The sequence below is a fragment of the Vagococcus teuberi genome (assembly GCF_001870205.1).
GTDB classification, from domain to species: Bacteria; Bacillota; Bacilli; order Lactobacillales; family Vagococcaceae; genus Vagococcus; species Vagococcus teuberi.
In genome coordinates, this window is the sequence record NZ_CP017267.1 from 1,758,802 (window position 1) to 1,772,288 (window position 13,487).

Genomic DNA, 13,487 nt, shown 5'->3' on the forward strand with positions numbered 1-13,487 from the left:
CTCCCCTTACTCTATTAACTCTTTCATATCATTTGGTAATGGCAACTCAAATGTTAACTCCTCTCTTGTAAATGGATGTAGGAAAACTAACTTCTGACAATGAAGTGCTTGCCTATTCAATCCTTTTGTTAAGTCCCCACCATACAATTCATCTCCAATTAACGGACATCCAATCTCTGAAAAATGCACGCGAATTTGATGTGTTCTTCCTGTGTGTAACTGTACCGAAACTTGTGCGATATCTTGATTTTTTTCGACTAATGTATATTCAGTTAATGCTTGTTGTCCACCTTCTATGACGCATCGTTTAATAATCGATGTTTCATCTCGCCCTATAGGTAAGTCAATCATCTCATGTTCGCTTAAACGAGATAAATCGCCACCAACTAACGCATGATAATATTTCTTTAATTCACCCGACTGAAGTTGTTTATCCATCATGGCATGTGCAAATCCATGTTTAGCAAACATCATTAACCCAGTTGTGTCTCGATCAAGACGCGTCACTACATGTATTACACGATTGACATAATTTTGCTGATTATAGTAATATTTGACGTAATTCGCCATTGTACCATTTTTATGATATTGAGATGGAATAGATGCCACTTCTGTTGGTTTGTTGACAATCAACAAATGATCATCTTCATACACAATATCTAAACTAGATTCAAAAGGAAGCATCGTTTCGTGCTCCCCTTCATCTGGAATGATGATGGTAACAATATCGCCTAATTTTACTTCAAATTTTGTATTTCTCACTTGTTTATTTACTAAAAGTGTTCCACCTTGAAACTTAATTTTAGCTAATAATCGTCTTGAAACGCCTTGATTATTTAAAAAACGTTTTAACGTAATCTTATCTTCATCTACTGTCCAGCTAAATCTCATAATCTCTCGCTACTTTCTTTTGAAGTTCCTATAAAGGCGTTATTCACACGACGCCAAAAATGTGTATGTCGATACAAAGCAAAATGAATTCTTTTTTCTGATAAGCAGAATTTTACATGTTTGATGTTTGAATTTGTTAAAGATAAATTATCTACATGCAAACTATATGTTTCTCTTTTTTTCATATCTAATCTGATCCATTCATCTGGTGCAATAATCATAGGAGACCCTAACGACCGATATACTCGGTTGTTTAGCGAAGCTATCTCATTTAATTGTAAAGTGTTAACACGAGGATGTACCACCGCACCACCTAAACTTTTACTATACGCTGTTGAACCAGTTGGGGTTGAAACTGATAATCCATCTCCCCTATAGCACTCAAACAGCTCATCCTTGATGAAAACATTGGCTACCATCGTACGATCCACATTTTTAATTGTCGCTTCATTAAGTGCTAAAAAATGTCTATCTGGCATATTATTGGTGTATGTCAAACAGACATCTAACAAAGGATAACTCACACTATTTTGCTTTTCTTCTTTTAAACTTCGAACAAGTTCATCAATTTCATAATCACGCCAATCAGTATAAAACCCTAAATGACCTGTATGAACACCAATAAAACGCACAGTATCCAACTGACTTTCATACGCATGAAACGCACTCAATAAAGTCCCGTCACCACCGATTGTAATAACCACATCTGGGGTTTTTTTATCTAAAATAAACCCAGCTTTGCGTAACTTTTCCAATAATTCTTGAGTTACCTTTCTAGATGTTGGCTTTCGATTGGAATACACTCTAATCCTCATCGCTTTCACCTCTCTTTTCATTAACATATCGTTCTAAATGCTCTAAATCTCGGTAAGAAAAGAGATGTTGAGCTTCTTGTATCTCATCACGAATTTTTGACATTTCTTCATCCAATAAATATGCTGCTTCAGCGGTTAACTCAAGGCGTTTATTTATTTCTTCTGGAAATTCACCATCATACTTATAATTTAATGAATGTTCAATCGTTGCCCAGAAATTCATCGCAAGCGTCCTAATTTGTATCTCAACATAGATTTTTTTCTCACCCATGATGAGTTGCACTGGGTATTCAATCACTAAATGATACGAGCGATACCCACTAGCTTTTTTATTGGTGATATAATCACGTTCATGAATAATTTTTATATCAGTCCTCTTACGTAGTAAAGAAACCACTTCATATATGTCTTCTACGAATTGACACATAATTCTAAGACCTGCAATATCTTGCATATCGTCTTCTAACCGATTTAAATCAATTCCTCGCAATGTTGCTTTAGTTAAGATGCTATCTTTCGGTTTTACACGCCCAGTGACAAATTCAATTGGGGTATGTAAATTATTTTCTTTATATTGTGTTCTAATATTTCTGAGTTTCACTTTTAATTCTGAAACTGCCTGTTCGTATGGTGCCAAAAATAATTGCCAATTTCTATCTTCCATTTCATTCGCCACCTTTACTGTCAACATACATGCTATATTTTAACATAATTACCCATAAAAAGTTAGCACGCTAATAAGACAAGATAGTTGTTTTTTCATAACCAATTCATTACACTATTCGCGAGGTGAGGAATGTGGAAAAAGAGATAGAAATCGAATTCAAAAACATGTTAACTAAAGATGAATTTCAGCAATTATTAACAACGTATTTTCCTGATACTCCTGCTTTTTCTCAGACAAATTGTTATTTTGATACACTTGATAACGCGTTGAAAAAAAAGGCAATGGGACTTAGACTAAGAAAAAGACAAGGAAAAAATGAATGTACTTTAAAAGTACCAACTTCTAATACAAATGCTTTTCAAGAAATTACAGATTCTCTAACTGAAAAAGAGATTAACACTTTAATCAAAGAAGAAAGAGTTCCACTTGGTAGAGATGTAGCTAATTATCTAGAATCTATTGGTATATCTGTAACCGATTTAAAAGTGATTGGCTTTTTAACGACATATAGACGCGAAAAAAAATTAAATAACGAGTGTTTACTTGTTCTTGATGAAAGTCATTTTGGAAAAATAATTGATTATGAACTTGAAATGGAAGTCACCGACTCAAAAAAAGGAGAATTGTTTTTTAATGATTTTCTAATAAAAAAAGGGATAAAAAGACATCCTGCTAGCAAAAAAATAGCACGTATGATAAAATATCACGGTTGATTTGAATACTCTGAAACGAAAGGCTTTTCCCTTTTGTTTTTTACGAATTCTTGTTACGTTATACGTAAGAAGTAGAACAATTTTTAAGGTAAGGGGGGGCATAATGGTCGAGATATATTTATTTGTGAATCCGTTAGATGAACTTTGTTTGTTATCTGAAAAGCGTTTTTTAGAGGCAATAGAGAAAGAAAACAACAAAGTCTACTTAAAATTAATTCCAGTATTAAATCCCTTAATTATCCAACACTACCTGATTGATAATAATTATCCAACAAATGACCTGACTCATAGAAACCAGTTAGTTGAAACGATCTATTCTGCTTGTCTAGATGTTAAAGCTGCCCAACTACAAGGAAACAAAATGGGAAGAAAATTTCTTTTTCATTTGCAAGATTTAGTTGGGAAGAAAAAAATGGCTTATTCTGAGGAACTAGTTGATACCATCTTAACCAAAATTAATGCTGACAAAGAAACATTTAAATTAGATAGACAATCAAAATTAATCAAAGATTTTTTCAAAATTGACCAACAAGTGGCTAATGAAATGGGTGTCAATCGTTTTGCAAAGGCCGTTATTTTTAACTATGACTCGACACGTAATTTTGGCGTCTTGATCGATGCTTTTTCATCATCAGATTTAATCAAACAATTATTAAAATCAGAAGATACGCACAGTTGCCGTGCCAAAATACTTAAATACTAAAAAGGAATGCCCTCATCATTAAGAGCATTCCTTTTTTATTTGATTAAAATGAATCAATTAACGCTTCTAACTCATCTAAACGAGCTTCAAAGACTTTCATTGTTTCTTCAATATAAGCAGATTGCGTCATATCAACTCCCGCGCGTTTCATCACTTCGATTGGATAATCACTACTTCCTGATTTCAAGAATGTTAAGTAGTTTTCTAACGCACCTTCTTCTTTACGGATAATTTTATCCGCTAAAGCTGTCGCTGCTGAAAATCCAGTTGAGTATTGATACACATAGTAGTTATAGTAGAAATGCGGAATACGGCTCCACTCATAAGCAATTTCAGAGTCACGTTCTACTGAATCACCGTAGTATTTAGCATTTAACTCACCATAATACTCGCTTAAGTAATCGCTTGTTAACGGTGTTCCTTTTGCATCTTCAGTGTGAATAAAATGTTCAAATTCAGCAAATTGTGTTTGTCTAAAGATTGTTCCTTTCACACCATCTAAATAATGATTTAAGATAAAGGCTCTAACTTTAGGATCTTTTTCTGTTTTTAACAAATGATCTGTTAATAAGTTTTCATTCGTTGTTGAGGCAATTTCTGCTAAGAAAATAGAATAATCACCATATACATAAGGTTGATTTTTTCGTGTGTAGTAACTGTGAACACTGTGTCCCATTTCATGAACTAACGTGAATAAATGATTTAAACTTTCATGCCAGTTTAATAAAATATAAGGTTTTGTATCATAACTTCCTGAAGAATAAGCACCACTGCGTTTGCCTTTATTTTCAACCACATCAATCCAGCGATCGCTGTAAGCTTCTTGAACGATTTCTAAATATTCTTCACCTAATGGAGATAACCCTTCAAGTGATTTTAATTTTGCCTCGTCATAAGTATAACGAATTGGTGCATCTCCTAATATTGGTGTATACATATCATACATATGTAGTTCGTTAACATTTAATAGTCGTTTACGCAATGCCACGTAACGATGTAGCAATGGTAAGTTTTTATGTACCACATTAAGTAATGTATCGTAAACAGATTCAGGAATATGGTTAGCACTTAAAGCTGCTTCACGTGCTGAACTGTAATTTCTGATTTGAGCATTGAAATTATGTTTTTTTACATGAGACGATAATGTGCTAGCAAATGTATTTCTAAATTGTTTATAAACTTTATATAACCCTTCAAAGGCTTCTTTACGTACTTCACGATTTGTACTTTCCATTAATTGACCATACATACCTGAAGATAATTGCACCTTTTGTCCATCTTCATCAGTCACAATTGGAAACTCTAAATCAGCATTGTTTAATACAGAAAATGTATGACTTGATGCTGAGAATATTTCACTTGCTCCAGCTAATAGTGCTTCTTCTTTTTCAGATAACGTATGAGCTCTATCTGCTGTAATTTGAGTAATAAAGTGACGATAGATTTCTAAACCTGCTTCTTCTTTAAAATATGAATCAATCGTATCATCAGATAACGTTAACACTTCTGGGCCAAACCATGAAACAGCTTCCCCTGCTTTAGCAGCAATAGTACTTGCTTTTGCATAAAGTCCTTGGTAAAGTGCATCACTTGTGTCTTGGTCATTTTTTAAATGTGAGTACACATAAATTTTTTCTGTCGTACGATGAATAGACAATACATATTCAATCGCTGATAGAAAAGCTTTCGCACCATTTTTTAATGTTCCTTGATACTCACTTGCTTTTTCTAATTCTGCAGTCAATGATGTTAACGCCTCATTAAACGCATCATCTGATGCAAAAATAGGAGTTAAATCCCATGTTAATTCCTCTGGTAATTCCGAACGATTTGGTAATTGTTTTGTTTCACTCATTTTAAATAACTCCCTTCTCATTATCACTTAATAATCATATCATATTTTAACGGAAGAGTTAGTCTTTCACTTCTTTTTTTAAAGAATTTTTTGAATTGCTCGTTATTCATCACACTTTCCTCATTAAAACATAACATATTCGAGCCACTTAATTTCACTACTTTTATCTCCTGTAAAAAACTTACGTACAAAGATAAACAATAATCAAACACTTGATGTTTTCCTAAATTTGCATAGTCATCCATTGCCTCAGGTGGTAAATTTTCTAGCACATCTTGTTGCAACTCACGATATGTGAGCATTTTTTTATTTTGTAACACTTCAAAAGTAAGCCATCGAATCCGTATATCCTCTCCTCGTAGTAAAGGATGAAAAAAATTAGGGAAATAAAGATAAGGTGGTAAGTGAGCTAAATGAAGGTTGTGTTGATAAAAGTATTCCTGTAAATCTTTAACAATATTATCTGAGCATAGTAGCTGGTCAGATAACTGTTTTCGTCTATTCAACATCTCTTCAAAAGGCTGTTGAATCAAATACTCTGTCTTTAAGCCACACTCTGTCAATATATTAACTAATGATATCTCACCTAAAGAAAACTGTTTTTTTCTTGTTACTATTTTTTTGTTTTTTGAAAAAAGATAATAAGTTACGACTAAGAGATTATCTTCAACTAGTAAACAAAAATCAATATACCCTCTAAAGCAGTCAAAATAAATAAAATGCTTTTTTAATTCTGTTAGATGTTTTTGTGTTCCTAAACGACTACCTAAAACCCAAAATACTTGATAATCATGCTTTTTATATTGTGTTGTTCGTTCAATCAACCTTTCAATACTAAGAGAACTACATTGAAATTCAATTGCTAATTTATTTTGTATCAAAACATCTGCTCGTTGATTAATTTCTGGAAGATATGCCTCTAGTTCATACGCTAAGCCAAAAGTTGCACAATTTCGTGCAATCAACGATTTTCCTTTTAAATGTTCTAATGTCTCCGGCTCACTCGTAGCCTCACAATTTGATAGAGTTTTATGAGCAAAATGTGGGAATTTTATCTTTCCTTTCTTTAAAACCACTTCATTTTGACAACATGGACAATAATAGATTTCTGATTTTACTGCTTCATGACTACTAATCATTTGTTGTGCATCATTTTTTGCTATCAACATCCTTCTCACCTCTTTAACTCAATATTCGTAAAAATAAGAAAAAGGTTGAAAAAAAGAGAGGATTATCTGATACTTAAGAAAGAATTGACTGGAGGTATATCTTGTGGATACTGAATTATTGAAACAAAAAATAATTGAAGCAAGTAAAGATATAGGCATTGATAAAATTGGGTTCACAACGGCTGAGCCCTTTGACCATTTAAGAACAAGTTTAATAGAACAAAAAGAAAACAATCATACAACAGGATTTGAGCATGGAAATATTGATGAACGTCTCTACCCTGATTTAATTTTTAATCAACCACAATCGATTATTTCCATTGCTCTTGCTTATCCGACTCGAATGAACGAGCGACTCAAATCAGTTCGTGGTGAAAAACGTGGTAAATTTGCTAGAGCATCTTGGGGAACGGATTATCATCATATTTTAAAAGATAGATTAGATAAATTAATCACATTTATTAAAGAAGAAACACCTAAAGAGCTAGAATTAGATTTTAAGCCAATGGTGGATACTGGTGAATTGATTGATGTCGTGGTAGCGCAACGTGCTGGTCTAGGTTTCATCGGAAAAAATGGCCTACTCATTACAGAAGAATTTGGTTCATACGTTTATCTTGGTGAAATTATTACTAATATTCCTTTTGAACCAGATACACCTATGGAAAATCAGTGTGGTGAATGCACGAAATGTATCGACCAATGCCCAACTTCGGCTCTTTTAGGAGATGGACGCATGAATGCTCAAAAGTGTTTATCTTACCAAACGCAAACAAAAGGCTTTATGCCAGAAGAATATCGACCTAAGATTCGTTCAATTATTTATGGATGTGATATTTGTCAGGAAGTTTGCCCCTTCAATAAAGGAAAGAACTTCCATTTTCACGAAGAAATGGAACCTGATCCAGAAGTTGTGACACCTTTGTTAAAACCTCTATTAACTATTTCAAATCGTGAATTTAAAGAACGTTTTGGTTATCTTGCAGGATCATGGCGAGGAAAAAAACCAATTCAACGAAATGCTATTATTGCTTTAGGAAATGTGAGAGATAAAACCAGCATTCCTCATTTATTAAGCTGCATTGAACAAGATCCACGGCCGGTTATACGGGGAACTGCCGCTTGGTCTTTAAGTAAAATCGACCCAACCAATCCTGCTATTTATGACTTTTTAGTTGAATACCATGAAAAAGAAACAGACGAAGAAGCAAAAGAAGAAATGAGAAACGCCATTGATAGAATGAGAATTTAAAATAAAAATAAGATAGTTAACCTTTTTTGTTAAGAATTAGATAACAGATAAGTAACAATTTAATAAACATTTTAAAAGAACTGAGTAAATTTACTAACATTTTACTCAGTTCTTTTAATCTTTTCTTAGAATGTTTGATACTATAGTTGTGGGGTATAATAGGGCATTTTAAATTAAGGAGGATTTTTATGACAAAATCAACAAAAAAGGTAACCCTGTTCGGTTTAATCTTAATGATTTTTACCTCAGTGTTCGGGTTTGGTAATGCTCCAGTCGCCTTTTATCGTATGGGATATGGTGCTATTATTTGGTATATTTTAGCAGCACTCTTTTTCTTTATACCATATGCACTAATGATGGCTGAATATGGGTCGACATTCAAACATGAAAGTGGTGGGATGTACACTTGGATGGAAAAATCTGTTGGACCAAAATATGCGTTCATCGGGACATTCATGTGGTATACATCTTACATTATTTGGATGGTGAATGTTTCTACAAAAGTCTTTATCACCTTGTCTACAACTTATTCAGGGTCTGATAAAACAAATTATTGGAGTTTGTTTGGACTTGATTCCACTCAAACAATCGGGTTATTAGCTATTTTATTTATTATCGTTGTAACATTTTTTGCAGCAAGAGGATTAGATAAAATCACAAAAATTACTTCTGCCGGTGGGATTGCCGTTACATTTTTAAATGTGGTATTAATCATTGTCAGCTTGATTATCTTAATCTTTAACAAAGGTCAAGTCGCTCAACCGATTGAAGGAATGAAAAGTTTTATTGATTCTCCAAATCCAGGTTTCAACTCTCCTCTAGCTATTATTTCATTTTTAGTATTTGCTATTTTCGCTTATGGTGGACTAGAAGCTGTGGGTGGATTAGTAGATAAAACAGAAAATGCTGAGAAAAATTTCCCTAAAGGAGTTATTCTTTCAGCTATCATCATCTCTATTGGGTATGCATTAACCATTCTTTTATGGGGTGTGTCAACAAACTGGAATTCTGTTTTAAGTGGTGATAATGTCAATCTTGGCAATATCACTTATGTCTTAATGAATAATCTAGGATTTGAATTAGGTCGAGCAATTAATTTATCGACAGATACTGCTTTAGCCATTGGGCATGGATTAGCTAGATTTACAGGTTTATCCATGTTTCTAGCTTACTTAGGTGCTTTCTTTACTTTAATCTATTCACCACTAAAAACGATTATCAAAGGAACACCAAAAGGACTTTGGCCTGAAAAAATGGTTAGAGAAAATGACAAAGGCATGCCAGCTTTTGCTATGTGGATTCAATGTGCGATTGTGGTTCTTATCTTAGCTTTAGTATCATTTGGTGGTAAAGACGCACAATCATTCTATAATGTTTTAACCTTAATGGTAAACGTCTCAATGACGATTCCTTATCTATTTTTAACAGGTGCTTTTCCAGCATTTAAACAAAAATCAGACATTGATCATTCAATCAATATTTTCAAAACCAAAACGCAATATATGGTGAGTACGATAGTCGTCATGGCTGTCATTGGTTTTGCTAATATCTTTACCATTATCGAACCTTTATTTAGAGAAGGTGGTCCTGTTTGGGGAGATACACTATGGCAAATTGCCGGACCTGTATTATTCTCATTAATTGCCTTACTTTTATTCAATCGATATGAACGACGTACAAAAAAATGAACTAAAAACAGCCAAGGCATGATGCTTTGGCTGTTATTCTTTGTATATTTTTTTATAAAAGATTAATTCATAAATCAACACAACTAATGAGATAAGTGCCACCACGACAAAGAATTTTAACATCACATATAAATTAGTTGAATACCTCAACCAAAGATAGAATAAAAAGAGAATCACTATCAATTTACCTCGAGCATTCAGTTTATTTTGTAAGAAATACTCTAATCCATCTTTCTTTCTCATAAGTGACACCTTCTTTCATTTACGTTTAATTAAAACGCCTCTAACTCTAAGGAAGCATGTTCCCAAGATTCTAATAACGTTTCTTGTTTACTATAAGTTTCTTTCAATTCTTTATCTAAATTCAAGAGTTGCTCGTGATCTTCAAGCACTTCTGGTTGTTCCATCTCTTTTTGAATTGCTTCGATTTTTTCTTCCATCTCTTGCAGCTCAACTTCTAATGATTCAACCAATCTCTCTAATTTACGCTGTTCTTTTTGTCTTTCTTTTGATTCTTCGTAACTTAGTTTAACCTCTGTCATGTGTTTCGTTGGATTATCTTGTTCGCCATCAAGTAATGCGTTACGTTCCTCTTCTTCTTCTTTTTTCTCGATGTAGTAATCATAATTTCCATGATAATAAGTACTACCCTCTTCTGACAACTCCAAAACACCTGTCGCGATTCGGTTAATAAAGTAGCGGTCATGAGAAACAAATAGCAATGTGCCATCATATTCGATTAAGGCATTTTCTAATACTTCTTTGCTATCTATATCTAAGTGGTTAGTCGGCTCATCTAGAATTAAAAAGTTATCACGTTGCATCGCTAATTTTGCTAATGCGACACGGGCTTTTTCTCCCCCACTTAATAAATTAATCGTTTTTTTAGCATCTTCTCCAGAAAATAAAAAGCTACCTAATAAAGTACGAATATCTTTTTCAGGTGTCGTTGGATGCTCACGCCATAATTCTTCCAACACGCTTTGACTTCCACTAAGTTTTCCTTGCTCTTGGTCATAGTAACCAATATCTACTTTATGGCCAATATCAGCTGTTCCTTTAATAAATGGAATATCTCCGATAATACTCTTTAATAATGTCGATTTACCAACTCCGTTTGGGCCAACTAAAGCAATGGCTTCTTGTTTACGCAAAGCTAGATTAATAGGTTCACTCAAAATAAGATCATCATACCCCACTGCCACATCATCCAGCGTTAGCACTTCTCTACCTGACGTGCGATTGATTTTAAATAGAAAATGAGCTGATTTCTCGTCACCTAAGGGCTTCTCTAATTTTTCCATTTTTTCTAATTGTTTGCGGCGACTTTGTGCTCGTTTTGTTGTTGATGCGCGTACAATGTTTCGTGCCACAAAGTCCTCTAGTTTTGCAATTTTATCCTGCTGTTTTTCGTATTCTTTTTCTTCTTGTTCTAATCTCTCAGCTTTCATTTCTAAAAACTTCGAATAATTACCTTTATAATGACTAATTTTTCTTCGACTAATATCATATACTTCATTCACAATCTTATCTAAGAAATAACGGTCATGGGATACCATCAAAATAGCCCCACGATAGCCTTGTAAATACCCTTCTAACCAATTTAATGTATCAATATCTAAATGGTTAGTCGGCTCATCTAAAATGAGTAGATTAGGTTTTTCCAATAACAAACGTGCCAATGCTAAACGAGTTTTTTGACCACCTGATAGATTTTGAATTGGTACATCAAAATAGCTTTCATCAAAACGAAATCCATGTAAAACAGATTTTATTTCAGACTCATAACCATAACCATTCATTTCATTAAACTCATGTTGTAATTTATCGTAATCTTTTAGTACTTGTTGATATTTTTCTTCATCATCATGGATATTTGGATCGGCGATGTCTTTTTCTAATTGTCGTAAGTTTTTTTCCATCTCTTGAACATAGTCAAAGACACTAACCATCTCTTCCCAAATTGTTTTATCTGATTCAAAACCAGTATGTTGATCTAAATAACCAATTGTTAAATCTCTTGTTTTCGTAACTAAACCTGTATCTGGCTCCTCAATGCCAGCTAACATTTTTAATAATGTCGATTTCCCTGCACCATTACGTCCAACAAGCGCAATTCGACTTTTATCTTGTATATCTAATTGAATATTTTCAAATAATACGTCATCTCCAAATAATCTAGAGACATTGTTAGCTTGTAATAAAATCATGACGTCCTCCATCTTTTAATTTCTAAAAACAGTTTATCATAAAACACAAAATATGTTTGGTATATTTATCGTTCATAATTACTCAAGTATAAGCGTAAAAATTGCTTTTATCCCTTAGTAAAGGTATCCTATTAACGTGAACTTTATAACAATGAGGGTATATGAAAAGTGAGGGGAATTATTATGAAAGACACGACTATTCCAAAGGCAACTGCCAAAAGGTTACCTTTGTATTATCGATATTTGAAATTTTTATTTGATTCAGGAAAGAAAAAAGTCTCTTCAACTGAGTTAAGTGAGGCTGTGAAAGTTGACAGTGCGACGATTCGACGTGACTTTTCTTATTTTGGGGAATTAGGTAAACGTGGTTACGGGTATGACGTGGAAAGTTTAATGACTTTTTTTGCTAAAACGTTAAATGAAGATCGTTTAACAAATGTAGCTCTTGTCGGTGTTGGTAATTTAGGACACGCATTATTGAACTACCGTTTCCATCAAAGTGATAGTATTCGTATCAGTGCTGCATTTGATGTTAAACCTGATATTGTCGGTCGCATACTTGATGGCGTTCCTATCTATGATGCTAATGATATGGTTGAACAAATTCGTGCACAACATATTGATGTTGCCATTTTAACTGTCCCACCAGCACATGCACAAGAAAATGCTGACCGTCTAGTTGAAGCCGGAATCAAAGGCATTATGAATTTCACACCAATTCGTATCAACGTTCCAAAGGATGTGCAAATTCAAAATGTTGACCTAACAAATGAAATGCAAACATTAATCTACTTCTTATCTAACTACAAAGAAGACTAAATAAAAAGCTTATCGACCGCTGTCGCTAAGCTTTTTTAATTTAGCCAAATCACTATCCCATTCATCACCATATGTACCAGAATAGATGTTAAAATACTTCCACTTTTTTTATAAATATATGAAAAAACCATACCCAAACCAAAGTAAATCATCAGGTTCCCACTTGTGTGCATCAACATAAAAATCAGCGAACTTACTACAATCCCCACCCAAATCGGTAATTTTTGTCCAATCCAATTGACAAAACTAAACCGAAAAACTAATTCTTCCATGATAGGATTAAATAAAATAGAGACAAGCAAAAATAAATAAGTTGATTGACCTGATATATCTGTGTTGCGATTTAAACTTGGAGAAATCATATTAGTGATAAATAAAAATCCCCATTGGACCATAAAACTTAACAACAGACCTATAACTCCCCACCATGCTATCTTTTTTATAGAAGAACTTGATTTTGTTAACGTATCTTTTTTTGACGTTTTAAAATAAATAACTAAAATTAACCATACTATGACACTATAAAGCAACATAGTTTGATTGTTATTTAATGAAAAAAATAAATGACTGTTCAATAAAAATAAATATAGAAAACTTGTATAAATCATATTTTGATTCAATGTCATCTGTGCTTACACCTATCTTTTCTACCGTTGATTTTGATATCTTTTCTTATTGTATCAAAATACTTGCAAAAAAAAACAT

Annotated in this window: 13 protein-coding genes; 5 read left to right on the top strand and 8 right to left on the bottom strand. The window is 33.2% G+C overall.

The features are described 5' to 3' along the window. Positions 1 to 6 precede the first annotated feature (6 nt). From BHY08_RS08385 to yjbM, 3 genes are read right to left on the bottom strand one after another with little or no spacing between them, the layout of a single operon-like run. Complete coding sequence (locus BHY08_RS08385; RefSeq protein WP_071457438.1) at positions 7 to 891, bottom strand: RluA family pseudouridine synthase; 885 nt, start codon at positions 889 to 891, stop codon at positions 7 to 9. Further along, positions 888 to 1,706 (bottom strand): NAD kinase, encoded by an 819-nt coding sequence (locus BHY08_RS08390; protein WP_071457439.1) that lies wholly within the window; start codon positions 1,704 to 1,706, stop codon positions 888 to 890. The genes BHY08_RS08385 and BHY08_RS08390 overlap by 4 nt, the downstream gene beginning before the upstream one ends. After that, a complete protein-coding gene (gene yjbM / locus BHY08_RS08395) occupies positions 1,696 to 2,370 on the bottom strand; it encodes a GTP diphosphokinase (RefSeq protein ID WP_071457440.1) in 675 nt (224 codons plus the stop codon). Before yjbM ends, BHY08_RS08390 begins: the two co-directional genes overlap by 11 nt. Positions 2,371 to 2,504: 134 nt before the next feature. On the opposite strand from yjbM, the gene BHY08_RS08400 reads away from it, so the two are divergent. Together BHY08_RS08400 and BHY08_RS08405 are read left to right on the top strand one after the other, a co-directional pair. Beyond that, the gene (locus BHY08_RS08400) at positions 2,505 to 3,086 is read left to right on the top strand and encodes a CYTH domain-containing protein (protein WP_084657234.1); all 582 of its coding nucleotides are present in this window, start codon (positions 2,505 to 2,507) and stop codon (positions 3,084 to 3,086) included. A 103-nt stretch (positions 3,087 to 3,189) separates the two neighbouring features. Next, complete coding sequence (locus BHY08_RS08405) at positions 3,190 to 3,789, top strand: DsbA family protein (RefSeq protein ID WP_071457441.1); 600 nt, start codon at positions 3,190 to 3,192, stop codon at positions 3,787 to 3,789. A 43-nt stretch (positions 3,790 to 3,832) separates the two neighbouring features. Here BHY08_RS08405 and pepF read toward each other — a convergent pair whose 3' ends face one another. Next, positions 3,833 to 5,644, bottom strand: a complete 1,812-nt coding sequence (gene pepF, locus BHY08_RS08410) for an oligoendopeptidase F (protein WP_071457442.1) — start codon at positions 5,642 to 5,644, stop codon at positions 3,833 to 3,835. Positions 5,645 to 5,667: 23 nt separating this feature from the next. Further along, on the bottom strand, positions 5,668 to 6,813 hold the full coding sequence (locus BHY08_RS08415) for a competence protein CoiA (protein WP_071457443.1): 1,146 nt from the start codon (positions 6,811 to 6,813) through the stop codon (positions 5,668 to 5,670). Positions 6,814 to 6,916: 103 nt separating this feature from the next. Between BHY08_RS08415 and queG the strand changes: the two genes are divergently transcribed. Both queG and yjeM read left to right on the top strand, forming a co-directional pair. Then, positions 6,917 to 8,065 carry a tRNA epoxyqueuosine(34) reductase QueG gene (gene queG, locus BHY08_RS08420; RefSeq protein ID WP_071457444.1) on the top strand — a complete coding sequence of 383 codons (1,149 nt, stop codon included), beginning with the start codon at positions 6,917 to 6,919 and terminating at the stop codon, positions 8,063 to 8,065. Positions 8,066 to 8,253: 188 nt separating this feature from the next. Next, positions 8,254 to 9,753: a glutamate/gamma-aminobutyrate family transporter YjeM gene (yjeM, locus tag BHY08_RS08425; protein ID WP_071457445.1), complete on the top strand. Its 1,500-nt coding sequence runs from the start codon at positions 8,254 to 8,256 to the stop codon at positions 9,751 to 9,753. A gap of 33 nt (positions 9,754 to 9,786) precedes the next feature. On the opposite strand, the gene BHY08_RS08430 is transcribed toward yjeM, so the two are convergent. Together BHY08_RS08430 and abc-f are read right to left on the bottom strand one after the other, a co-directional pair. Then, complete coding sequence (locus tag BHY08_RS08430) at positions 9,787 to 9,996, bottom strand: hypothetical protein (RefSeq protein ID WP_071457446.1); 210 nt, start codon at positions 9,994 to 9,996, stop codon at positions 9,787 to 9,789. A 29-nt stretch (positions 9,997 to 10,025) separates the two neighbouring features. Beyond that, positions 10,026 to 11,963 carry a ribosomal protection-like ABC-F family protein gene (gene abc-f, locus BHY08_RS08435; protein ID WP_071457447.1) on the bottom strand — a complete coding sequence of 646 codons (1,938 nt, stop codon included), beginning with the start codon at positions 11,961 to 11,963 and terminating at the stop codon, positions 10,026 to 10,028. 183 nt (positions 11,964 to 12,146) lie between these two features. Between abc-f and BHY08_RS08440 the strand changes: the two genes are divergently transcribed. Further along, on the top strand, positions 12,147 to 12,782 hold the full coding sequence (locus BHY08_RS08440) for a redox-sensing transcriptional repressor Rex (RefSeq protein WP_071457448.1): 636 nt from the start codon (positions 12,147 to 12,149) through the stop codon (positions 12,780 to 12,782). A 35-nt stretch (positions 12,783 to 12,817) separates the two neighbouring features. Here BHY08_RS08440 and BHY08_RS08445 read toward each other — a convergent pair whose 3' ends face one another. Further along, positions 12,818 to 13,408, bottom strand: coding sequence for a CPBP family intramembrane glutamic endopeptidase (locus BHY08_RS08445; RefSeq protein ID WP_071457449.1), 591 nt, complete (start codon positions 13,406 to 13,408; stop codon positions 12,818 to 12,820). Between the last annotated feature and the right edge of the window lie 79 nt (positions 13,409 to 13,487).